12 protein-coding genes are annotated in these 23,455 nt (G+C 68.0%); 7 read left to right on the top strand and 5 right to left on the bottom strand.

Features of this window, described 5'->3' with window-relative positions; genetic code table 11:
- Nucleotides 1-30: 30 nt before the first annotated feature.
- The 3 genes from EV138_RS37705 to EV138_RS23970 form a co-directional block, all read right to left on the bottom strand.
- Nucleotides 31-1,083, bottom strand: coding sequence for a hypothetical protein (locus EV138_RS37705; protein WP_202866809.1), 1,053 nt, complete (start codon nucleotides 1,081-1,083; stop codon nucleotides 31-33).
- Between the two features lie 133 nt (nucleotides 1,084-1,216).
- Entirely contained in the window at nucleotides 1,217-2,080 is an 864-nt protein-coding gene (locus EV138_RS23975; RefSeq protein ID WP_133981034.1) for a nuclease-related domain-containing protein, read from the bottom strand.
- 50 nt (nucleotides 2,081-2,130) lie between these two features.
- Nucleotides 2,131-2,787, bottom strand: coding sequence for a DUF2510 domain-containing protein (locus EV138_RS23970; RefSeq protein WP_133981033.1), 657 nt, complete (start codon nucleotides 2,785-2,787; stop codon nucleotides 2,131-2,133).
- A gap of 428 nt (nucleotides 2,788-3,215) precedes the next feature.
- Between EV138_RS23970 and EV138_RS23965 the strand changes: the two genes are divergently transcribed.
- The 3 genes from EV138_RS23965 (at nucleotide 3,216) to EV138_RS23955 (ending at nucleotide 5,593) form a co-directional block, all read left to right on the top strand.
- The gene (locus EV138_RS23965) at nucleotides 3,216-4,115 is read left to right on the top strand and encodes a hypothetical protein (protein WP_133981032.1); all 900 of its coding nucleotides are present in this window, start codon (nucleotides 3,216-3,218) and stop codon (nucleotides 4,113-4,115) included.
- Between the two features lie 20 nt (nucleotides 4,116-4,135).
- Entirely contained in the window at nucleotides 4,136-4,768 is a 633-nt protein-coding gene (locus EV138_RS23960; protein WP_133981031.1) for a hemerythrin domain-containing protein, read from the top strand.
- Nucleotides 4,769-4,867: 99 nt separating this feature from the next.
- Entirely contained in the window at nucleotides 4,868-5,593 is a 726-nt protein-coding gene (locus EV138_RS23955) for an LmeA family phospholipid-binding protein (RefSeq protein WP_133981030.1), read from the top strand.
- Here EV138_RS23955 and EV138_RS23950 read toward each other — a convergent pair.
- Nucleotides 5,590-6,555: an alpha/beta fold hydrolase gene (locus EV138_RS23950; protein WP_133981029.1), complete on the bottom strand. Its 966-nt coding sequence runs from the start codon at nucleotides 6,553-6,555 to the stop codon at nucleotides 5,590-5,592. The genes EV138_RS23955 and EV138_RS23950 overlap by 4 nt on opposite strands.
- Before the next feature lie 70 nt (nucleotides 6,556-6,625).
- On the opposite strand from EV138_RS23950, the gene EV138_RS23945 reads away from it, so the two are divergent.
- Entirely contained in the window at nucleotides 6,626-9,340 is a 2,715-nt protein-coding gene (locus EV138_RS23945) for an ATP-binding protein (RefSeq protein ID WP_133981028.1), read from the top strand.
- A gap of 98 nt (nucleotides 9,341-9,438) precedes the next feature.
- Nucleotides 9,439-9,729, top strand: a complete 291-nt coding sequence (locus tag EV138_RS23940) for a hypothetical protein (protein WP_133981027.1) — start codon at nucleotides 9,439-9,441, stop codon at nucleotides 9,727-9,729.
- A 74-nt stretch (nucleotides 9,730-9,803) separates the two neighbouring features.
- Here the strand turns inward: EV138_RS23940 and EV138_RS23935 are convergent, their stop codons facing one another.
- The gene (locus tag EV138_RS23935) at nucleotides 9,804-10,382 is read right to left on the bottom strand and encodes an adenylate kinase (RefSeq protein WP_255513727.1); all 579 of its coding nucleotides are present in this window, start codon (nucleotides 10,380-10,382) and stop codon (nucleotides 9,804-9,806) included.
- Nucleotides 10,383-10,633: 251 nt separating this feature from the next.
- Between EV138_RS23935 and EV138_RS23930 the strand changes: the two genes are divergently transcribed.
- Together EV138_RS23930 and EV138_RS23925 are read left to right on the top strand one after the other, a co-directional pair.
- On the top strand, nucleotides 10,634-15,295 hold the full coding sequence (locus tag EV138_RS23930) for a non-ribosomal peptide synthetase (RefSeq protein ID WP_133981026.1): 4,662 nt from the start codon (nucleotides 10,634-10,636) through the stop codon (nucleotides 15,293-15,295).
- Nucleotides 15,292-23,454 carry a non-ribosomal peptide synthetase/MFS transporter gene (locus EV138_RS23925; RefSeq protein ID WP_133981025.1) on the top strand — a complete coding sequence of 2,721 codons (8,163 nt, stop codon included), beginning with the start codon at nucleotides 15,292-15,294 and terminating at the stop codon, nucleotides 23,452-23,454. The genes EV138_RS23930 and EV138_RS23925 overlap by 4 nt, the downstream gene beginning before the upstream one ends.
- Nucleotide 23,455 lies beyond the last annotated feature (1 nt).

Raw genomic sequence — 23,455 nt, 5'->3', positions numbered from 1 at the left:
GCTGCTACTCGGGGCCGGTGGATTGGTGGGTCAGCTTTCGCAGCCGATTCCGTCGTGGTCGGAGTCGAAGTGGTGGGGATCGGTGCCGATCACCTTGAAGTTCCGGTACGTGATGTCGCCACAGTTGAGGTCCGGTGGTGGCGGTGGGATGCAGACGGTCGGGTACGACGGGTCGCAGTTCGGCGGCGGAGGCGGTGGCGGGGTGATCGGGACTCGGTAGCGGAGGTACCAAGTGCCGTTGGATGGGCGCCAGACGACCTGGTCCGTGCCGGTGTCGCCGGCGTAGTTGCCGGGCTGTGGGCGGTCGCCGTTCGTGCCCCACGTGACCGGGCTGGTACCGCGGAGGTTCCAGGCGCCCGTGGACGGGCGGAAGATCGCCAGGTCGGCCTTGGCCGTGCCTACCCAGTTCGCGGGCACCGGGATGTCGCCGTTCACGCCCCACGCGATGGTGGCGGCACCACGGACCCACCACTGCGCTGTCGCCGGCCGGAACACGCCCAGATCGGCGTGACTGTCACCGAGGTAGTCGGCCGGCACGGGGATGTCCCCACTCCTGCCCCAGGCAATGGCGGCCGTGCCGCGGATCCACCATTTGCCGGTGGATGGTCGGAACACCGCCGCCTCTGCACGGCTGTCTCCGATGTAGTTCGCCGGAACCGGTACGTCGCCGGCCTGGCCCCAGGTGAACTGACCGACGCCGCGGACGTACCAATAGCCGTTGGACGGCCGGAACAAGGCGAGTTCGGCGCGGCCGTCTCCGGTGAAGTCGGCCGGCACCGGGATGTCGCCGTTCTGCCCGAACTTGTACGCGCCGACACCTCGGATGTACCAGGTCCCGTTGCTGGGGCGGAACACCGCGATCTCGTACCGGCTGTCTCCGGAGTAGTTGCGGGCGACCGGGATGTCACCGTTCTGCCCGAACGGGATCGCGGCGGTCACCACCCTCGTGGCGGTCGTCCCCGCGGATGTGGTGTTTGCCATTGTCGTACTGCTAGCGGCCGGTTTGGCCTGCGCCGGTGTGGTCAGGCTGACAGCGGCGAGCGCCGCCACCGCGAGCCCGAACGCGACGGGTCGATAACGCATGCAGTTGTTCCCCCTCGAATAACAGGCGGCTTCTTCCGCCGGCCGTCCCTCCCCAGAGCCCGACCGGTCACACCGCCAACGACCGGTACATCGCCCCACCGCGTTGAACGTTACAAACGCCCAGGTGAACGGGTCAGGCCGGCGGGAGTTCGGCCGCTAGATGGCGATGGAGGGATTGGCGATCGGAAGGAGTCAATGGTCCGTTGCGGCGCAGGAGCTTGATGGTTCCGCGGAGAGCCAGAACTCGTACGCCGGCTATTTCGGCGTCACCCCAGAACGGCAGGTCGGCAGTGCGAAAGCAAAGCAGCGAGGTGACGGAAACGGACGCCGCGAGCGGGTGGTTGTCGAGGGCAACTAGTAGCGCGTCCCGTTGCTTGGTGGAGCCGGCGATGAGGTTGGTGCGATCGCGGCCGTTGATCAGCAGTTGCTCCCTGGCCGGGGAGAGAAGGCCACCTGTACGGCGTACGCGGACTGTGGCGTCCTTGTAGTGCTTGGCGTCGATCACGTAGATACCCGAAGCTGCGATGGCCAGGTGGTCGATGTCACCGTCGCGCCGTCGCTTGCCGAGCCGCCGGTTGTGGAGGAAGAGCACCTCGTCACCGCAGGCCTTCTCGAGCCTGGACGCAACATGCTGCTCTCCCTCGGCGCCGATTGCGAACGACTTGGTGCTGGCTGGTTCGCCCGTCACTGCCAGGAGTAGGCCGCCGAGCCGTGGAAACCGGGCTCGGACGCGGTTCTCGTGGGAGTGCTTGCGGCGTTGGTATTCGCGGTCTAGGGACGCGCCGGGGCGGCCGATGTCTACTGGTTGTTCAGCAGCACCGTTCGAGTCCGCGGGCGGGGTGGCAACGCAGGTCTCGCAGAGGACGCTACGGGTTACCTTGTCCCAGCCGGCGTAGCTGCCGGGCGCCACGGCGGCGCCGCACGTGCAGACGCCGGCGTACCGGAGCTTTATCAGCTTTATGGCTGCCTCTGCCGCCGGTTTTCCGTCAGTTGTCATCAGTTCCCCCGGCTCACAGCATCTCGGCGAAAACACGGCAGGGCAATGGCTCAGCGGTGGAGTTCGATGGTTGATTCGGCGTTTGTGGCGTAGCTGCGGACCGTGCCCCGAAGAGTTCTGTTGTCGACCAGTTGGAGCACATTGCTGCCGCTGCTTCCGTCGACGGCTTGGTAGGTGAGGTTGGCGACGGTTCCGGCGAGGGTGCCTTGCGCGACTGCGGTGATCCCGTACGGCGTGACTTCGCGAACCACCACCTGGTTGCCGTACTGCTCGATCTGCCAGCTGAAACCGCCCTGCGTGGGAGTCCACTGGCCGGTGAGATTCACCGTCGAGGTCGGCTGACCTACTGCCTGCGCCTGAGCGTTCTCCTTCGCGGAATTCACCTCCTGCTGCATCTGCGACTGACGCGCTTCGACGTCCTGGCAGGCGAAGAAGTCGACCGTTGCGGGGCCGATCGAAACCTTGCACGCATCGCCTCTGGTCATCATCACGGCGGTGACCACAGCGACCAGAAGGAACGCGGCAAAGGTGAGCGGGAAGACAACGGAGCGCCGCTTGCGGGGTTCCTTGCTCTTCCGGGGTGCGGGTTTGGTCTGGGCGGTCCAGGTGGATCCGTCCCAGTACCTGTAGAGGTCGCCATCGGTCCAGGGATCCGGATGCCAGCCCACCGGCAACTGCGGTGAGTCCGGCTTCGGTGTCGTTGTCATGGAACCCCCAGTCGTCCGCCGGGCGAACGTCTCGGCATCCGCCCTGTTCTTACGATCTGGCGTTCGCGCCGGGTGTTCCAGGGTCCGAAGGCCCCTCCCGACGGGGACCAATGGAAGATCAGTCAAGGAATTCTGTTGCCGCAGCCGGGTGACACAGCGGGCTCAGCTGCCGATGTGCGTCCTGGGTTGTCTTGGCCGCGGGCAAACGAAGCTCCTGCAACTGGCGGGTACGCCGGCGATTTGTGCCGCCAATTCGCGGTCTCCGGTCGGGGTGATTCGAGGCGTTGACAGGGGCATTTCCGGTTTGGATACTGCGCGGCAGGGGCCGTTCCGGTTCTGCGCAATTTCTCCGTGGTTCCGGCGGCAGCTGATGACCGCACGATCGGCTCGTCCGGAAATCAGTGGCTTGATTCAGTCGAGGGGGAGCAATGGCCAGACTCCGGACGGAGACCTCGCCGCCGCGATGGCGGCGGGTGCGGATGTTCTGGAAGGATCCGCGGCAGGCCTGGATCGAGGCGGAGATCGCCGAATTCCGGCTGGAGGTCGATGAGGCCGGTGATCAGCCGGGGGCGGTGAAGCTCATCACGGCGGCGAAGAGGGCGTCCGAACGGCTCGACATGGAGACGGCCTGGCACCACCTTCATCGTGCTCAGCAGGAGTTGATCGAGGGGTACGGGATCGAAGAGCTGCGCTTGCATGCGACGTTGCTGCTTGCGGAGGCCGAGGAACCAGGGCGACTGCCGGAATGGCGGGTGAAGGCGATTCGTCACGTGCTGCCTGATCCGTACTTCTCCTGGACCGAATCGGAGTTGGCCGCGTCGCGGGAGAAGGTCACCGCCGCGATGAGAATCCGGAACGAAGGAATCTCGAACGACTACTGGCGGCTCGCGATCGTGCGCCACTATCAGCAATTGCTGATTCTCATCGGTGGACCGGTCCTGCTCGCCGTCTTGGTGATCCTCGCCGTTTTCTCGGATCAGATCGGTACGAAGGAATGGACGTCCGGGCCGTTCCTGTCCATCCTGTCGGCGCTGCTCGGCGTTCTGGGCGCGGTGATCAGTGCGGCCAAGAGGTCGACCGGAATCCTTCCCGAGCATGTGCTCGCGCAGCTCGGTTCCAATGTCGCGTCGTTGTCGAGGATTCCGATCGGTGGGGTTGCCGGACTCACCGTGTGGTTGTTCTCGATCGCGACCGCTGAGACGGCCAATGTCAACGCGGCGAACCTGCTGCTGGCAGCCTTCGGTGCCGGTTTCGCGGAGCGGCTGATCGTTCAGGGGCAGCCGAGCGAGGCGAGTGATCAGGAGGTGAAACGCGCCGCGAAGCGGTGAGGCGGGCCTAGACTCCGGTCATGGCCGAGATGAGTATGAACAGGGCGATTCACGCTGCGTTCCGCCGGGATTTGAAGCGGTTCGTGGACGCGTTGAGTGCGTTCCCCGCCGGTGACCGGAAGCGCGCTGAGCAGCTCGCCACCGCTTGGGCGAATTTCGACGATCAGCTGGTGTATCACCACGAAGGCGAGCACGAGATCGCCTGGCCGGCGCTCGAAGCGGTCGGGGTGAGTCGCGAACTGCTGACTCAGATGGATGCCGAGCACGAGACGATGGCGGCTGCGCTCGCCTCGGCTCGGAGCGCGATGGGCACCCTTCGGAGTACGGCGTCCGCGGATGACGCCCAGGCGGCTCTGGCGGCGATGCGGGAGCTGCAGACGGTGACCGTGCGGCACCTCGATCACGAGGAGGCCGAGATCGAGCCGGTCTATCTCGCGAAGAAGGACAGCCCGGAGATCAAGGCGATGGGACGGAAGTTCGGCCAGGTCAGCCCGGCGCGGGGTGGTCGCTTCTTCGCCTGGGCGATCGACGGCGCCGGGCCCGAGGAACAGGCCGCGCTCGCCGACACCATCCCCGCGCCGGTCTTCGCGATCATCAACGGCGTCTTCGGGCGGAGCTACCGGAAGAACGTCGCCCCCGTCTGGCATGGCTGACAGGCTGAGAGTTCGGTGGGTGGCAGGGGGTCGATAGGGTCACGCCATGACGACCGTATGCCGCCCGGAGCCGACCCAGCCGATGTCGGGGAGGGGCAGATGAGCCCGAAGAGGCGTGGGTGCGGGCTCAAGGTGCTGGTGATTCTCCTTGTGCTGTTGGCCGGCCTGTTGTTCGCTGTCGATCGGGTCGGCGAGTCGCTGGCCGAGGGGCAGTTGGCGAAGGCGGCCGAGCAGGAGGCGGCACGGTACGACGTACAGGCCTCTCGCACGTCGGCCGAGATCGGTGGGTTCGGGTTTCTGCCGCAGGTTGCCAAGGAGAAGTTCTCCAAGATCACGGTGACGATGCAGGAGCCGTCGTTCAAGTCGGTCGCGGCGGAGGATCTCAGCGCGGTGATGACGGGCATCCATGTGCCGCACGAGTTGCTGACCGGTTCGAAGGCGGTCGTCACGGTCGACACGACCGACGTACGGCTTCGGGTCTCCCCTGGCGCGCTGACCAAGCTGACCGCGGCCGCCAGCGGGCTGGACGGGTTGTCGTTGCAGATCGTCGGCGGCAAACTGCAGGCCCGCGTGAAGGTCCGGGGAGTCGACGCGACCGCGACCGTCCGCCCTCAGGCGGTGAACGGCCGGATCCGGCTCCTGGTCGACCAGCTTCCCGAAGAGGTGCCGTCCGTCATCCGCCGCGCGGTGACTTCCTTGCTGGCCAAGGGAATCGGCCTGCCCGACCTCCCCTTCGGCGCCACCCTGAAGGAGATCGCCATCAGCGGCCAATCCATCGTCCTCACCGCCGCAGCCTCCAACCTCCACCTGACCGCGGGCGCCTAACCCGAAGGCGGCCTCGCGGCGAGGGCGTTGATCGCCGTCGCTACTTCTGTGGGGGACGAGATGAGGGTCAGGTGGCCCGCGTTGGGGATGAGGGTCGGGGCTGGAGCGCCGATGCGGGTGGCGGTGTCCTGCGCCGAGCCGCCTTGGGTGTCGAGGGCGCCGAAGACGACCGAGGTGGGGATCGGCAGGGTGCGGAAGGTTTCCAGGCGTTCGGGGGTGACGGCAGGGATGCCGTTGGCCGTCATCTGCCAGAGGGCCTTCTCCGCGCCCGGTTGACGAAGCGGACGGGTCCACTGGTCGACGCCTGCGTGGTCGAGGGCAGGGCAGCCCTGGACGCAGGCGGAGTTGTAGAGCTTGCGGACGATCGTGTCAGAGCCGAGGACCAACCGCAGAGCGCTTGTCTTGTAGGGATTGACGAAGACATGCCGTACGAAGGACGCGCGCCCACCCGGGAGCGGCAGGCCGTCCCCGTCCAGGAACATCAGCCCACCGATCCGACTCGGTGCCTCCAGCGTGGCTTCGGCGGCGATCCCCGCGCCGAGGGAATGTCCGACAAGCAGCGGACGTGGTTGCTTTGGGCCACCAAGCTTCATCGCATCGAGGAAGCCCAGCAGCTGCGCCGCCAGATGTTCCACCGTGTACGGCGCCTTGCGCTCGCTGTACCCATATCCCGTGATGTCGTACGCGTACACCCGATGATCACGAGCCAGCAGCGGCACCAGCTTCGACCACTTCTCCACCGACTCCGTCGAGCCGTGCACAAGCACGACCGGGCTCCCCGTCGTACCCCACGTCTCGTACCGCGTGTTGACATCGCCGGCCATCACGAACCGAAGACCCTCCGGCGGCGGCTCCTCGTCACCAGTGAACGCGTTGTACGTCAGCGAAGCCCCCGTGACAACAACCAGCAGAACCAGAAATCCGACCAGCACCCGACGCAACCCCCGCACGGCCCGTTTCACAGGCCAAGTCTCTCCGACGGACACAAGCGCCCTACTTCCGCCTGCCCCGTCCGTGGGGGATGCTGGCCGGATGGGGATTGCTGGGCGGGGCCGGGAACTGGCGGGGCTGCGGGGGTGGCTTGACGATGCGCGCGGTGGCGCAGGGCGCCTGGTGGTGTGTGTCGGTGAGGCCGGGATCGGCAAGACCCGGCTGGCGCAGGAGTTCGCGGGGACCGCACTGGCGGTGGGTGCAGCCGTCGCCTGGGGGCGCTGCGTGGAGACCGAGGGCGCTCCTGCCTACTGGCCGTGGCGGCAGATCCTCAGGTCGCTGAAGATCGACCCCGACAAGGTGCTGACGGCAACCGAGGATCGCTTCCGGCTGTTCGAGGAACTGGTCGACGTACTGCGAACCGCCGCCGGTTCGCGCGGCCTGGTGGTCATCCTCGACGACATCCATCGCGGCGACGAGCCGTCCCTGCTGGTACTACGGCAAGTGGCCGACCAGCTCGCCGAGCTACCGGTTCTCGTCCTCGCCACCTGCCGCGAGTCCGAGCCGTCGGCCGCGCTCCCCCGGTTCCTGCCCGACCTGCTCCGCTCGCGCTCCGCCGAGCGTCTCGATCTCACCGGCTTCGGCCTCGACGAGATCCGTGAACAGTTGCCGATGGCAAGCGACCGGCAGACCGCGCGGGTGCAGGAGATCACCGGCGGCAACCCGCTCTTCGTCCGCGAGGTCGCGCGAGCCATCGCGGACGGCACCTGGCGCGAGGACCGGCCGCCGCGGAGTGTTCTCGACATCATCGGCGCCCGGTTGGAGCGGGTCTCTCCGGACTGCCGCCGGTTGGTCCAGGCGGCCGCGATCATCGGCCGGGACTTCCGGGTCGATCTCCTCGCCGCGGCGATGGAACTGCCGGTCGGCGATTGCCTGCCCCTGCTCGACGAAGCGATCGCCTTCGGCTTCGTGGACCGCGTCGGCGACGGGGTCGAGTACCGGTTCGTTCACGCCCTGACTCGCGACGCCGTCGAGGCCTCCTGCCCGGCGGTCGACCGATCCCGCTGGCATCGCGGGGCGGCAGAGGCCTTGGAGGATCGGTACGCCGACGACCTCTCCGAGCACCTCGCCGACATCGCCCGCCACCGCGCCCAGTACGGCGATCCCGAGGCCGCGGCGCAGTGGATGATCCGCGCGGCCGACGACGCCGTACACCGGTTGGCGTACGAAGAAGGCGTGCGGCTCTACAAGGCGGCCCTGAAAGTCAACCCACAGAGGGATTCCCGGACGCAGATCGCGCTTGGCAAGGCGGCCTACCTGGCCGGCGATCTGCAGGAGTGCGTCAAAGCGGCGATGGCCGCCGCAGCCGCCGCACGAACACCGGAGTTGAAGGCGGAAGCGGCACTCATCCTCGAGGCGGTGCCGGATCCTGGCATCAACGCCTGCGCCAAACGCCTGTGCGAAGAGGCCCTCGCTGTCACCGATGACAAAGCCTTGAAGGCGAGACTGACCGCGCAGCGCAGTCAGCTGGCCTTCTACGACGGTGAACAAGAGCGGCTCGACGCGCTGAGCAGGGAGGCTCTCACGCTGGCCCGCGCCTCGCAGGACGATCTCGCGTTGACGGCGGCCCTGCGGGCAAGGCAGGAGGCGTGTCCGGGGCCGGCCGGCCGGGCAGAGCGGTTGCTGCTGGCAACCGAGATGCTCGACCTCTCGCGGCGTACCGGCAACGCGCGCGCCGCGATGTGGGGCGAGCTCTGGCGGCTCGACGCGTTGATCGAGAGCGGCCGATTGGTCGCTGCCGCTGCGGAGTTGCCGGCTCTCAAGGTCGCGGTCGATCGGGTCGGCGGTCCGGTGAGTGCGTGGCACCACGACCGCGTCGCCGCTTGCGTCGCTCAGGCTCGCGGCCAGTACGCCGAAGCCGCAGCAATCGCCCGGCGTGGATTCGACCGGATGCGGCTGGTCGAGCAAGCACCCGCGACCGGTGCGTACTTCGCCTTGCAGATCGCTCTTGCCGGACACGTCGGAGTCTCCACCGAGGCGGCCGAATTCGCCTTGCAGAGCTTCGATCCGCCACCACGCTTCGCGACGATGGCCCTGCTGTCGCGGGCCTACCTGCTGATGTGCCTAGAGCTGCCCGACCAGGCGGACGCGGCGTACCGGCAGGCCGGGCCGATCGAAAGCTGGTCGTTGCCGGCGTTCTTCGTCCTGCCCGGGTACGTGTACGCCGCGCTGGCGTGCGCGGGAATCGGACGCCGTGACGACCTCGCCGAGCTGGTCGACCGGCTCCAGGAGTACCGGGGAGAGCATGCCGTGGGCAACGGAGTCGCCTCGATGGGCCCGGCCGAGCTGGCGATCGGCCGGGCCGAACTCGCGCTCGGACGGCTGGACGCGGCCATCGAGGACCTCGCCCTCGCCGTACGCCGGGCTGAAGCGGCCGGGGCACCCGGTTTCGTCGCCGAGGCGCAGTACCACCTCGCGCGTGCCCTGGCCGATCGCGACGAGCCCGGCGACCGCGAGCGGGCGAAGGATGCCGCTGAGGAGGCCGGGAGGTTGATCAGGTCGCTGGGCATGAGCCCGTACGCCGATCCGTTGGCCGAGCTGCTCGGCAGGCTCGGCGATGTGGCCGGCTCCGGGTTGAGTCCGCGCGAGGCCGAGGTCGCCGGTCTCGTCGCCGAGGGGATGACCAATCGGCAGATCGCCGAGCGGCTGGTGATCTCCGAACGGACCGCGCAGAACCACGTGCAGCACATCCTGACCAAGCTCGGCTTCGCCAATCGCAGCCAGATCGCGAGCTGGACCACCCGTCGGCTGGAATGAGTAGGGCGATGAGTGATTCGGCGGATTCGGCGCGGACCGTTCGCTCCTAACGTCGTTGGTGTGGCCGAGCGGCCACCCAGCAGCCAGAGGAGAGCATCATGCAGTGGATCGCAGTCGCCACCCCGCCGTTCAGTTCGATCGAGCAGTTCGACCAGGTGATGAGCACGCTGGGCCAGGAGCCGGAAGGGCTGGAGGCTCGGTACGTCGGGTCCGCGGGCGACGGGATCCGGGTCGTCACGTTGTGGGAATCGCGCGAGCACGCCGACCGGTTCTTCGCCGAGCGGCTCGGCCCGGTGCTCGCCAAGGTGCTCGGCCCCGACCCGGCCGGCAAACCGGAGGTCCTCGGTCTCGAGGTCGCCCGCGCCTACACCCGCCAGCCGGTCGGCTGAGCCCCCGGTGGCTCGGACAGCGGGGGGAGCCGCCCGAGCCACCACCGATCTGCTCAGCTCAGCGGCGAGGGCAGTCAGCCGGCTTGGAGGGTGTTGGCGGCGGCGAGGACTCGTTGGGAGACCTGGGCGGTGTCGCCGGTGCCGTCGATGGTGGTGACGAGGCCGCGGGCGGCGTACACGTCGATCAGCGGCTGGGTCTGCTCGGCGTACACCTTCAGCCGGTGGCGGATGACCGGCTCGTTGTCGTCGGACCGGTTCGCCTCCGCCGCTCGGTGGAGCAGCCGAGCCACCAGCTCATCAGCCTGCACCTCCAGTACTACGACGCCGTCGACGAAGCGCCGCTGTCCCGCCAAGAGGTCGTCCAGTACAGCGACCTGCTCCAGCGTGCGTGGATAGCCGTCGAGCAGGAAGCCCGCTCTGGTGTCGTCGGCGCACAGCCGCTCGCGGATCATCGCGTTGGTGACCGAATCGGGCACGTACTCCCCCGCGTCCAGATAGCCCTTGGCCTGTTGCCCGAGCGCCGTCCCGTCGGCGACCTGGGTCCGGAAGATGTCGCCGGTCGAGATCGCCGGAACTCCCAGCCGATCGGCCAGCACCTCGGCCTGGGTCCCCTTACCGGCACCGGGCGGCCCCATCAGTACGAGGATCGTCACGAGGTCCTCCAGCGGGGTCGGAAACAACCAGGCTAACCCTGCGTGACGCTGTTGCCCATGCCGGGCCGCTGTTGCCTGTCTCGCCGGGCGACTCTGATTCAAACGAGTGAGTCACCACCACCGGCTGCCCATTTGCAGAGAAACCCTTGATTTCAAAGGATATTTCTGGTTTTCCCCGCCACGATCACCGTCCGTGTGCTTAGTCTCGTGCCCGGGGTTCGGGTTCACCGAACGGGGTCCGAGGGGGGACTTTGAGGTCTGTTGACGCCTGTCCGGAAACTGCTTCCATCGCTGCCGGAATCGCGGCCGTCGCCGACGCGCAGCCCGCCGGTACGGCTGTCGTCCAAGCCGGCACCGCCATCACTTACAGCGAACTCGTCCAGCAGGCAGACGCCGTAGCCGCCGCCATCGAGGTCGGCCGCGACGACGTAGTGGCACTGGAATTGCCGCGCGGCATCGAGTTCGTCGTAGCCGCACTCGCCGTACTGCGAGCAGGTGCCGCCTATCTCCCGATCGATCCAGCACTTCCCGCCGCCCGCCGCGAGTTCCTCCTCACCTCTGCCAACCCCGCAGCCGTACTCCGGCCAGGCCTCCCCCGCGCCGACACCGGCAACCGGACTCCTTCGGAGCCGAACCCCCAGGATCTCGCCTACGTCATCTACACGTCAGGCTCGACCGGACGGCCCAAGGGCGTGCAGGTCCCCCAGTCCGCACTGTCGAACCTCGTCGACTGGCAGCGACGGGTACTGGCCATGACCGCGGCCGACCGGGTCTCGTTCGTGGCCGGACTCGGCTTCGATGCCGCGATGGTGGAGCTCTGGCCCACGCTGGTCTCGGGCGGAACCCTCGTCATCCCGACCGAAGAACAGCGGCTCAGACCGACCGCCCTCCGCGACTTCCTCGTCGAGCAGGAAATCACGGTCGCCTTCGCTCCCACAGTCCTCGCCATTGAGCTGATGACTCTCGAATGGCCCGAGAATCCGGACCTGAGAGCCCTGCTCACCGGCGGCGACCGACTCACGGCACGCCCGCCCGCCGCCCTGCCCTTCAAGGTCTACAACCTCTACGGCCCGACCGAAACAGCGGTCGTCGCCACCTGGGCGGAAGTCGCACCGGGCGACGACGTACCGACGATCGGCCGACCTGTCGACGGCGCCGTACTGCAGATCCGCGACCCAGAAGGCGCGGTGGCACAGACCGGTGAACTCTTCATCGGCGGAGCAGGCCTCGCCCGTGGGTACCTCGGCCGGCCTGACCTCACCGCCGACCGATTTGTCGCCGACCCCGAGCACGGCCGTCTCTACCGGACCGGCGACCTCGTTGCGTTGCGCGCCGACGGCGAGCTCGACTTCCTCGGGCGCGTCGACGACCAAGTGCAGATCCGGGGCCAGCGAGTGGAGCCGGGTGAGGTCGAGGTCGTGCTCGGTGAGCATCCCGACATCGTTGCGGCAGCCGTAGTACCGCAGGACGACGGCGAGGTCAGGCTCGCCGGGTTCTACGTGCCCGCCAAGGCCGGCGTGGATCCGCGCGAGCACCTTGCCCGCTACCTTCCGGCCCACATGATCCCGGCGACCCTTACTGCGCTGACCGAGCTGCCACGGACGGAGAACGGCAAGGTCGACCGCGGCGCCCTCCGTGCTCACCGGCCCGAGACGCCCACCGGACGGGCGCCGAACACCGAGACCGAGCAAGAGATTGCCGCGATCTGGGAGCAAGTACTCGGCCGCAAGGATCTCGGCGCGGACCAACAGTTCGACACAGTCGGCGGACATTCGCTCGCCGCCACCCGGGTCCTGACCAGGTTGTCGGAACGATGGGGTCGCGAGTTGCCGCTCGAGCTCATGTTCGGCTCGGTCACGATCGCCGACCTCGCCGCCATCCTGCCCCCGCTTCCCGCACCCAAGGCGACGGCAGACCTGCAGCGAGCAGCGGAAGCAGCGCCACTCACCGCAGCACAGCGCAGCTACTGGTTCCTCGACCAATACCTCGCCGATCCGTCGATCTACGACGTCCGCATGCGCTACACGATCGACGGTCCACTCGACCCCGATCGCCTTGCGACTGCGCTAGACAAGCTGGTCGAGCGCCATGAAGCTTTGCGTACTGCGATCGAGACCCGCCCGGACGGCCAGTACCAGCGCGTCGTGCCCGCCTATCGCGTGCCCTTCGACGTACTGAATGCCCAGGGCAAGGACATTGACGAGCAACTCGCCGCACATCCGCAGCCTGGCAGTGATCTGGCCGTCGGCCGCCTCATTCGCGCCGTCCTCGCCTCCACCGGTCCCGACAGCTGGCGCCTCCTCCTCACCATCCACCACAGCGCGGTCGACGCCCGCTCCCTCGAGATCCTGTTGGCGGACCTACCGATCCTGTACTCCGGACGCGAACTCCCCCAGCCTCAGCTCGGCCCGCGTGAGGTCGCAGCGTGGGAGGCCCAGCAACCACAGGCGGAAGGACTCGCGTACTGGCAGGAGAAGCTGGCCGGCGCTCCTGCCCACCTCGACCTGATCACGGACCACCAGCGGCCGCTGGTGACGACGTACCACGGCGGTTCGATCCGGATCCCCTTACCTGCGGACGTTCTGACCGCAATCGATCGGTTGGCCGCCGACGAGCGAGCCAGTCGCTTCACGATCGTGTACGCGGCCCTTGCCGCGCTGCTGCAGCGGCTGACCAGGCAGGGCGACATCGTCATCGGTGCGCCGATGGCCAACCGGACGGTTTCGGAGTTCGACCAGGTGGTGGGCTGCTTCGTCAACACGGTCCCGCTGCGCGTGCTGGTCGACGACCAGGCGTCCTTCCGCGACCTGCTCCGGCAGGCTCGCAGTACGGTGCTGGAAACGCATGCACACCAGGGCGTTCCACTCGAACGGATCGTGGCGGACCGCGCCACCGGCGAGGCGCCTTTCGACGTACTGCTCGTCGTCGGACAACCCGACGACGGGCCGGTCGGCCTGGGCAACGCCACGATGAGGTCGCTCGGCGAGTGGCACGGCGACAACGCCCGATTCGATCTGACGGTGCTGGTCGAGCCGGTGGACGGCCGGATGACGCTGACCGTTCAGTACCGGGACGAACTCTTCAACCGGTCGACTGCTGAGCGGATCAACCGGCAACTACTCGGCCTCCTGACCGCTGCCCTCGCCGACCCCGGTACGACGGTCGCCGACCTGCCCTTGTGCAGCGAGGAGGAGACCCAGCAACTGATTGCTCTAGGCAATGGAGGCGATGCCTTCACAGAACGACGACCGGCCTATCAGCTCGTTGCCGAGACGGCCGGGACCAGGCCCGACAAGACCGCGGTGGTCTGCGGCCAAGAGGTCCTCACGTACGCCGAACTGCAGCACCGGGTCAACCAACTCGCCAGGCTGCTGCGAACCCATGGCGTCGAGGTCGGCACGCCAGTCGCCGTAAGGCTGCCGAGATCGGTCGCTGCCGTCGTGGCGATGCTCGGCGTAGCCGCCTCGGGCGGCTGCTACGTACCGGTCGATCCAGAGCTTCCAGCGCCACGGGTCGAGGAAATGCTGGCGGATGTCCAGGCCGCCGTCATCCTCGACGAGGACTTTCTGGCCAAGGCTGGTCAGCAGTCCGGTGAGCCGCTGGCCGACGTGGTCGGCGCGGCCGATCTCGTCCACATCTTCTCCACGTCCGGCTCGACCGGCAGGCCGAAGGGCGTCCTCGCCGAGCACGGCGGTCTGACCAACCTGGTCCTGGCGAAGATCCGCAACTTCGCCGTCGCGGAGGACAGTCGCGTACTGCAGTTCGTCCCCTTCGGCTTCGAAGTGTCCGTCTCGGACGTCTACATGACCTTGGTCGCCGGAGCGACGCTCGTGGTACGACGCGACGAGGTCGCGGGCACCGACCTGGCCGACCTGATCGACCGCGAGCGGATCACCGATCTCGTGTTGCCTGCCTCGGTTCTCGCCGCTCTGCCCGACGAAGTCACACTGCCGACAGTCCGGGCCATCGCGGTCGGAGGCGAGGCCTGTCCGGCTGACCTGGTACGCCGGTGGGCGCCGGGTCGGCACTTCGTGAACTCCTACGGACCGACCGAGGCCACCATCGCCGCCGTGATGAACCACTGTGTCGCCGACGGCAGCCGGCCCGCGATCGGCCGGCCGATTCCTGGCTTGCGGATCACCATCGTCGACCCGCGCGGCCGGCTGGTGCCGATCGGCGTACCGGGTGAACTGTTGATCGCCGGCGTCGGTGTGACGAGGGGCTATCTCGATCGGCCGGAGTTGACCGCCGAACGATTCACGCCGGATCCCTACGGCCCCGGCAACCGCTACCACACAGGCGATCTCGCGTACTGGCGCGAAGACGGCACGATCATGCTGCTCGGCCGGATCGACGACCAGGTCCAACTCCGCGGGATCCGGATCGAACTCGGCGAGGTCGAAGCAGCCCTCACCGCGCATCCGGACGTCCACGAGGCGGTCGCCTTCGTCCACGAGGACGCCACAGCGGGGCCGACCTTGAACGCGTACGTCGTCGGCGCGGCGGTGGGCTTGCGGGACTGGCTGGCCACCCGGGTCCCGGCCCACCTCGTCCCCGCCACGATCGGCGAGCTCCCCGTTCTGCCCCGATCGGCGAGCGGCAAGCTCGACAGACGTGCCTTGCCGGTACCGGCCGGGTCTGGATCCCCGTCACGACCGCCCGAGTCGGTGACCGAGGAGCTGCTGCTCGCTCTCTGGCAGGAAGCGCTCGGAGTACCGGAGCTCGGCGTGGAGGACGACTTCTTCGCGGCCGGTGGGCAGTCCTTGCTCGCCGCCCAGGTGATGGCCGACGTCCGGGACCGGTTCGAGATCGAGCTCGGCGTCCGGGCTCTCTTCGATGCGCCGACCGTGGCGAGACTGGCCGCCGCGGTGGAGCAGTCGATCCTCGACCAGTTGCTGGGAGCATCTTCGTGAGCACCGACCTGAGTACCGCCGCGATCGCGGAGGCGCTCGCGGCGCGACTGGCCAAGGCGAGAACGAAGGCGCCGAAGCGGGCGGCGATTCCGGGTCGGCCTGCGGGTGCAGACGTTGTCCTGTCGTCGGCCCAGCGCAGGCTGTGGTTCCTCCACCAGCTCGCACCCGACAGCGCCGCCTACACCTTGCCGGTCGCCTGGCGTCTCCGCGGACCGGTAGACAGCGAGCGGTTACGGAAGGCGTTGGTCGCGGTCGTCGAGTCGGCGGACGCCCTCCGCACCTTCTATCCGGCGAACGACGGCACGCCGACCGCAGTGCTGGCTGAGGCTGCCGCGCTCGACTGGCGCGAGTTCGAAGGAACGCAAGGTTTCGGAGACGAAGTACGTCGACCGTTCGATCTCGGAGTCGCTCCGCCTTTCCGCGCTTCGCTGTTCAGGGTCGGGCCGGACGAGCACGTGCTGCTCCTCTGCGTTCACCACATCGCGGCGGACGGCTGGTCGGTGGGGCTGATAGCCGACCGACTCAGTACGGCGTACGGCGGTGGCGGCTTGGCTGTGGGCACTCAGTACGCCGATGTCGCGCACTGGCAGCAGCAGCGCTCGACCGATTGCGACCTGGCGTACTGGCGTGAGCAGCTGGCCGATTCGCCTCGACCGGTTCAGCTGCCCGGTGATCGTCCGCGACCCGCGCATCCGAGCGACGCGGGCGGCGAGTACTCGTTCCAACTCGACGAAGCGGCGACATCCGCCCTTCGAGCACTGGCCGCGAACCAGCAGGTCAGCACGTTCATGTGTCTGGTCGGAGCGTTCCAGCTGCTGTGCGGACGGCAGGCCGGTGTCGACGACATCACCGTGGCGACGCCGGTCGGCGGACGGGACGCCGTACCGGAGCTCCGGACGGTCATCGGCTGCCTGATCGAGACAGTGCTGCTCAGGGCAAGGATCGAGGACAGCCAGACCGGCCGGGAACTCCTTCAGCAGGTACGAAACATGGTGCTGGAGGCAACCGAACATGCCGCGGCTCCGTTCGAGGAGGTCGCCGCGCTGCTGCCGTATCCGGCCGAGGGCAGACCGCCGTACTCCGTGCTGTTCAGCGCCACACACGTGCCGCGGGTGGACCTGGACCTGCCAGGTCTCCAGGTCGAGCCGGTCCCCATCGATGCGCCGGCCACGAAGGTCGACCTCACGCTGGAGGTCGCCGACCTCGGTGGTCCCACGATGTCCGCGTCGATCACCTACAGCACCGAACTCTTCCAGCCGGCGACGATCGAGCGGTTCGCTCACCAATATCTCCTGCTGCTCCAAGGCCTCACCGCCGACATCGATGCCCCGGTCGCCACCCTGCCGCTGCTGACCCCCGCTGAGCGGTCCAGACTCCTCGCACCTCCAGCGGCAACCAGCCCAGCACCGCTGATCCTCACCGGCTTCGCCGACACCGTACGGCGAGCGCCGGACCGGGTTGCCGTGACGGCCGCCGACGGCGAACTCACGTACGCCGAGTTGGACGCCCTCAGCAGCTCTCTCGCCCTGCGCCTCCTTGCCGAAGGAGCAGGGCGAGAGAGCGTGGTCGGCCTCTCCGCCGCACGACACACCCGGTACGCCGTCGGGCTGCTCGGCATCCTCAAGGCCGGCGCCGCTTACGTCCCGATCGAGCCGACTCATCCGCCGTCGCGGCAGACTGCCCTCCTGTCCTCCGCCGGCGCCCGCCTCGCCGTCAATCTCGGCGGTCTACCAGGCATCACTCCGCTGGATGCCCTAAGCAACGATGTCAGCCCCGGACCGCTTCCAGAAGTAGCAGCGGGAGATCTGGCGTATGTGATCTTCACCTCCGGATCGACGGGTCGGCCCAAAGGTATAGCGGTCGAGCACGGTGGTCTCGCGGCATACGTGGACGCCTTCACCGAAAGACTCCACCCGGAGGACGGTGCCACCTATGCGGTGGTGTCGACACTGGCGGCCGACCTTGGACACTCGATGGTCTTCACCGCCTTGTCCCGCGGTGGGACCCTTCAGCTGGTCGACGCAGAGCTCGCGGTCGACTCGGTTGCTCTGAGCAAGCAATTGGCGCAACACCCGGTGGACTACCTCAAGATCGTCCCGTCACATCTGGCCGCACTGATCGGCTCCGGCAACTGCCTGCCACGGAAGGGCTTGGTTCTCGGTGGCGCGGCCTCGCCGTGGTCACTGATCGACTCCATCCGTCGCCAGGCGCCAGAGCTGAGGATCCTCAATCACTACGGCCCGACCGAGACGACCGTCGGAGTACTGGCCTACGAGATCCCCACCGAAGGCAGCAGGCCGACCAGTGTTCCGCTGGGCACGCCGTTGAGCCATGCAGCCGTGCACATTCTGGATCGGCAGGGTGAGCCGCAGCCGGTCGGTGTCTGGGGAGAACTCTGCGTTCGCGGACCGGCGGTGGCGCGGGGATATCTCGGCGAGGCCTCCGGATTCGGCGGGCGGTACGCGACCGGCGATCGCGCGAGGTGGCTGCCGGACGGGACCGTTGAGTTCGGCGGACGGCTCGATCGCCAGACCAAGATCCGCGGGCATCGGGTCGAGCCCGGCGAGATCGAGGCTGTGCTCGCCACTCATCCGGCGGTCGATGCGGCCGCGGTTCTGGTCGCCGAGGGCAGTCTCCACGGGTACGTCGGTAGCACCCGCGAACCCGGCGACCTCCGTAAGTGGCTGGCGGAGCGGTTGCCGGACCATCTCGTGCCCACGACCATCACCGTGCTGCCCGAACTGCCGCTGAACCCCAACGGAAAGGTCGACCTCGCAGCACTGACGGTGCCCGACAAGAATGCCGAGCCGGCCGATCGACCGTTGACCGGCCGGACCCAGCAGCGCATCGCTGCCGTCTTCGCCGACCTGCTCGACATTCCGACTCCGGCACCGGACGCCGACTTCTTCGACCTGGGCGGCCACTCCCTGCTGGCGATCCGGGCCGCTGCGAGGCTTCGGCGTGATTGCGGTGTCGCGATCGTCGTCCGCGACCTCTTCGAGCATCGCACGATCGTTGCCCTGGCCAATCACATCGACGGACTGCGCCGCAGCGACGGCCCCGAGCTGGTCCATCGGAAGCGACGGTCGACCGAGTTGTCGCACGGCCAGCAGCGATACTGGTTCCTGGACCAGGTCGACCCAGGCAACCCGGTCAACAACCTGCCGAGCGCGTTCCGCCTCACCGGCGACCTGGACCACGACGCCCTGCGCGCCGCCCTCGCCGCGGTCGTCGAGCGTCACGAGATCCTGCGGACGGCGTACCCGAGTGTCGGCGGCGAGCCGCGGGCCGTCGTACGGGACGAGCTCGACATCCCCTTGCCTGTCAGTGATCTGCGAGGTCGGACCGCAGCTGCGATCCGGCAGCGGATCGACGACGAGTTCCGGCACGGCTTCGATCTCGCGGCCGGTCCGCCGTTGCGTGCTGCCCTGTTGCGAACTGGGGAAGCCGAACACCTTCTGCTGCTGACCGTTCACCACATCGCCAGCGACGGCTGGTCGAACGCGGTCCTGCTCGAAGACCTCTCGGCGGCGTACCGGGGTGAGTCGTTCGACCCACTGCCGGTGACGTACTCCGACTACACCCAGTGGGAGACGGAGAAGACCTATCACGCCACGCAGGAGTTCTGGCGATCCGAACTGGAGGATGCCCCGAGCTCTCTCGACCTGCCACTGGATCACCCGAGGCCGGCGCTGCCCACGCATCGCGGCGGCGCGATCTGGCTGGATCTCGACGCGGACCTGACCGCGAAGCTCTCCGAGCTGAGCCGCTCCAACGACGTGACCCTGTTCATGACCCTGCTCGCCGCCTACCAGGTCGTACTTGCCCGGTACGCCGGAGTCGAGGACGTCGTGGTCGGTACGGCGGTCGCCGGTCGCGACCACCCGGACCTCAACCGCGTCGTCGGCATGTTCGTGAACAGCCTGCCGCTGCGGGCGAAGCCCGAGCGCAACCTCTCGTTCCTGACCTACCTGCAGCATGTACGCCGTACCGTGCTGGATGGCTTCGAGCACTCCGCGATGCCGTTCGACCGGTTGCTCACGACGCTCGACGTACCACGCGATCCGAGCCGTACGCCGGTCTTCACCACCATGTTCGTCCTGCAGAACACACCCCCGGCTGCCCTTGAGCTGCCCGGCCTCACAGTAGAACCGATCGACGCGGCCACCGGTGTCGCCCGGACCGACCTGTCGCTGTATCTCACCGAGGACAACGGCGGGCTCCGCGGAGCACTGGAATACAACAGCGACATCCTCGATCGATCCACCGCCGAACGTCTGACGGGCTATCTACGGACCCTGCTGATCACGGTCGCGGCCTCGCCGGAATCAAAGCTGGGCGACCTGCCGCTCAGCGACACAGCCGAACGCGAACAGCTCCTCAACGAGTGGAACGCGACAACTCGCCCATTGCCAAGCGGCCTCACCCCCGACTGGGTAGTCCGGCAAGCTGCCCAGCGCCCGCAGAGCATCGCCGTACGAGACGATCGCGAGTCGCTCACCTACGCCGAGCTGGACAGTCGATCGGCTGCCCTGGCGCAGCGGCTCGCGGACCTCGGGGCCGGCAAGGGAACGGTCGTCGGGCTCGCGCTGGAGCGATCCATCCGGATGCCCGTAGCGATTCTCGCCGTACTCCGGCTGGGCGCTACCTACCTCCCCCTCGACCCCGAGTATCCGGCCGACCGGCTGTCCTTCATGGTCGAGGACTCAGGTGCTGCGGTGCTGATCACGGACGGGTTCGCCCAGACCTTCGGCCTGCCCTCGGTCCTGCCCTCGGTCGACCTGCGGGAACCGCTACCACCCGCCACGGCTCCCAACAAAGCGGTGGCCGGCAGCGACCCGGCGTACATCATCTACACGTCCGGCTCGACCGGTCGTCCCAAGGGTGTGGTCGTCCCGCACAGTGCGCTGGCCAACCTCCTGTCGTCGTTCGCGGGAGAGCCTGGCCTGACGGCTGAGGACACCGTGCTCTCGGTGGCCAGCATGTCGTTCGACATGTCCGTGAAGGAACTCCTGCTGCCGTTGACCGTCGGCGCAACCCTCGTCATCGGCGGTCCGAAACTCGCAGCCGACGGCGAGGCGCTGGCCCAGCGGATCCGCGACACCGGTACGACGTACCTGCAGGCGACTCCGCTGAGCTGGCAACTCCTGCTCGAAACCGGCTGGACCGGCGATCCTCATCTGACGGCCGTCTGTGGCGGAGAGGCGCTGCCGCCCGACCTGGCCGTCCGGCTCCAGGGCGTGGTCGGCGAACTCTGGAACCTCTACGGACCGACGGAAACCACAGTGTGGTCGACGCGCGAGCACATCACCTCGGCCGAGGTCACCGTCGGCCGGCCGATCTCCAACACCTGCGTCTACGTGCTGGACGACCGGTTGCGACCAGTCCCCCTCGGCGCGGTCGGCGAGCTGTGCATCGGAGGCGCCGGAGTCGCCCTCGGCTACCACGGCAAGCCGGAACTGACTGCCGAGCGCTTCGTGCCGAACCCCTTCGGCGACGGCCGGATCTATCGCACCGGCGATCTGGCCCGGTGGCGCTCCGACGGCCGGCTCGAGGTCCGCGGCCGGGCGGACGGTCAGGTCAAGCTCCGCGGCTACCGGATCGAGGTCGGCGAGATCGAGACCGTTCTGACCGGTCATCCCGAGATCGTCTCGGCGGCCGTCACGGTCCGGCAGGACCGCCTGGTCGCGTACGTCGTCGGACTCGCCGACGGAACCACCGATGCGGAGCTGCGCGAGTTCCTGCGCGGCACGCTGCCCGATTACATGCTGCCGGCAACGTTCGTCCGGCTGCCCGGGCTGCCGACCACGCCGAACGGCAAGATCGACCGGCTCTCGCTGCCCGCTCCGGCAACACCGTCCACCAGAGCACACCAGGACGCGACCCCGGAGCAAGCGGCGATTCTGAAGGTCTTCGGCGAGGTGCTCGGCTGCGAGGTCGGCGTCGACGACGGATTCTTCGACGTCGGCGGTGACTCGCTCCGCGCAGTACGGGCTGTGCGGGCGATCGATCCAGAGCTGTCGGTCCTCGACCTGTTCCGCTGTCCCAGTGCGCGATCGCTGGCCGACTACCTGCAGACGAGGACTCGGGCTGCGGCGGAAGTCCTGCAGCAGATGACGAAACTCGGTGCCGCCGAAGCAGAGCTCACCGTGGTCGGAGCACCCTTCGGAGGCGGCGGCGCCATCGTGTACGCCGACCTGGCGCAACGCATGCCGGACAACTGGGCCCTTTACGCAGTCCAGCCGCCAGGCACCGACTACTCGCGTCCCGACGAGGCACTGATTCCCCTGCCGGAGTTGGCCGATCGCTGTGCGGAACGGATTCTCGCCGAGGTCCCAGGCAAGGTGATGCTCTACGGTCACTGCGTCGGCAGCGCGCTGGCCGTCGCCATCGCGCAGCGACTCGAGCGGGCGGGCAAGATCCCGGAGTCCGTTGTCCTCGGCGCATCGTTCCCCAACACGCGGCTGCCCGGCGTGCTGGGATCGATCGCCCGGCTCGCACCGGGACGACGCCAGTCCGACCGGATGCTCACGGACACTCTCCGAGTTCTCGGCGGCCTTGGCGAAGAGCCACCGCCGGATGAGCGCGCCTTTGTGGCCAAGGCGATCCGGCATCAAGCCGATCAAGGTGAGCTCTACTTCACGAACTCCTTCACCGACGACGTGCCCAAGCTGAGAAGTCCGTTGCGGGTGGTGGTCGGCGACCTCGACGAGGCGACGCGGTTCTCCTCGGAACGGGTACACGACTGGGACCGGTTCGGCGAGGTGGTGGAGCTGGTCGGACTTCCCGGCGCCGGTCACTTCTTCCACCGCGATCCCCGAGTCGCCGAACTGCTCACCAGGCCACCCTCAGGCACTGTCTCGCAGCGCACCCAGCAAGCGAACCTGCCCGGCTTCCTGACCGTCACCGCGGGACAATTCGTCTCGCTCATCGGTGCCGGGCTGTCGACCTTCGCGCTCGGCGTCTGGGCCTACCAGCAGACCGGCCGCGCCACCGCACTCGCCACCATCGCCGCCTTCGCGATCGTGCCGGTGATCCTCACCGCTCCATTGGCCGGCGCCGTCGCCGACCGGTGGAACCGTCGTCGCGTGATGATGGGCTGCGATCTGACGGCCGTGGCGGCCGCAGCGATGCTGATCGTCTTGCTGGCAGTCGATTCCCTGGCCCTGTGGCATCTGTACGTCTTCGTGACAGTGGTCGCGGTGACCTCGTCCTTCCGACAACCTGCTTATCTCGCCGCAGTCGCCCAGTTGGTCCCCAAACGCTATCTGGGACAGGCGAACGGCTTGGTAGGGCTGGGAACCGCAGCCGCGCTCCTCTTCTCGCAGTTGCTCGGCGGCGTTCTGCTCTTGGCCCTCAGCCTCAGCGGAGTGCTCTGGATCGACCTCGCGACCTCGGTTGTGGCATTGGCGACCCTGGCCGTGGTGAAGGTGCCGGACCTCGGCTTCCACGTCCGCGACGAGCCATGGCTGGCCGAGATCGCCGGCGGCTGGCGCTACCTCGACGAACGCCGCGGCCTGCTCGCCGTGGCGGCCTTCTTCGCGGTCGCGAACGGACTCGGCGGCGTTGTGGTCGTCGTCACCACCCCGATGGTTCTCGCCTTCGGCAGTACGGCGACGCTCGGGCTGGTGCTGGCGGCCCAAGGCGCCGGGCTCCTGCTCGGCGGCGTCCTGATGGCGATCTGGGGCGGCACCTCACAACGAGTCACCGGAATGATCGCCGGCGTCGGCCTGATCGGGCTGAGCTCCGTGGTGATCGGCCTGCATCCTTCCGCCTTCTTCCCCATCGCCGGCATGTTCGGCGTCGGGTTCTGCGCTGCCCTGATCAACGCGCACTGGCTGGCTCTGGTCCAGGTGAAGGTGCCGCACGAACTGCTCGGCCGGGTGCTGGCGACGATCCTGATGCTGGCCCGGGTCGTCATGCCGCTCGGCTACCTGGCCGCCGGGCCCTTGGTGGACAAGGTTTTCGAGCCGCCGATGCGCGGGGGCGGCGTACTCGCCCGGGTCCTCGGGCCGGTCTTCGGCACCGGCACCGGCCGCGGCATGGCCGTGGTGGTCGCGGCCACTGGCGTACTGCTTGTCGCGTGGTCGCTTGTCGGCCTCGCGTCCCGCTCACTTCGCAAGGTCGAACAACAGCTACCCGATGCAGTGGAGGACTGAC

It is taken from the genome of Kribbella voronezhensis (genome assembly GCF_004365175.1).
Lineage (GTDB): Bacteria > Actinomycetota > Actinomycetes > Propionibacteriales > Kribbellaceae > Kribbella > Kribbella voronezhensis.
This window is presented reverse-complemented; position numbering and strand designations above follow the sequence as displayed.

Coding starts and splice junctions, on each gene's coding strand:
- EV138_RS37705 (WP_202866809.1), bottom strand. CDS start 1,083: ATGCGTTATCGACCCGTCGCGTTCGGGCTCGCGGTGGCGGCGCTCGCC.
- EV138_RS23975 (WP_133981034.1), bottom strand. CDS start 2,080: ATGACAACTGACGGAAAACCGGCGGCAGAGGCAGCCATAAAGCTGATA.
- EV138_RS23970 (WP_133981033.1), bottom strand. CDS start 2,787: ATGACAACGACACCGAAGCCGGACTCACCGCAGTTGCCGGTGGGCTGG.
- EV138_RS23965 (WP_133981032.1), top strand. CDS start 3,216: ATGGCCAGACTCCGGACGGAGACCTCGCCGCCGCGATGGCGGCGGGTG.
- EV138_RS23960 (WP_133981031.1), top strand. CDS start 4,136: ATGGCCGAGATGAGTATGAACAGGGCGATTCACGCTGCGTTCCGCCGG.
- EV138_RS23955 (WP_133981030.1), top strand. CDS start 4,868: ATGAGCCCGAAGAGGCGTGGGTGCGGGCTCAAGGTGCTGGTGATTCTC.
- EV138_RS23945 (WP_133981028.1), top strand. CDS start 6,626: ATGGGGATTGCTGGGCGGGGCCGGGAACTGGCGGGGCTGCGGGGGTGG.
- EV138_RS23940 (WP_133981027.1), top strand. CDS start 9,439: ATGCAGTGGATCGCAGTCGCCACCCCGCCGTTCAGTTCGATCGAGCAG.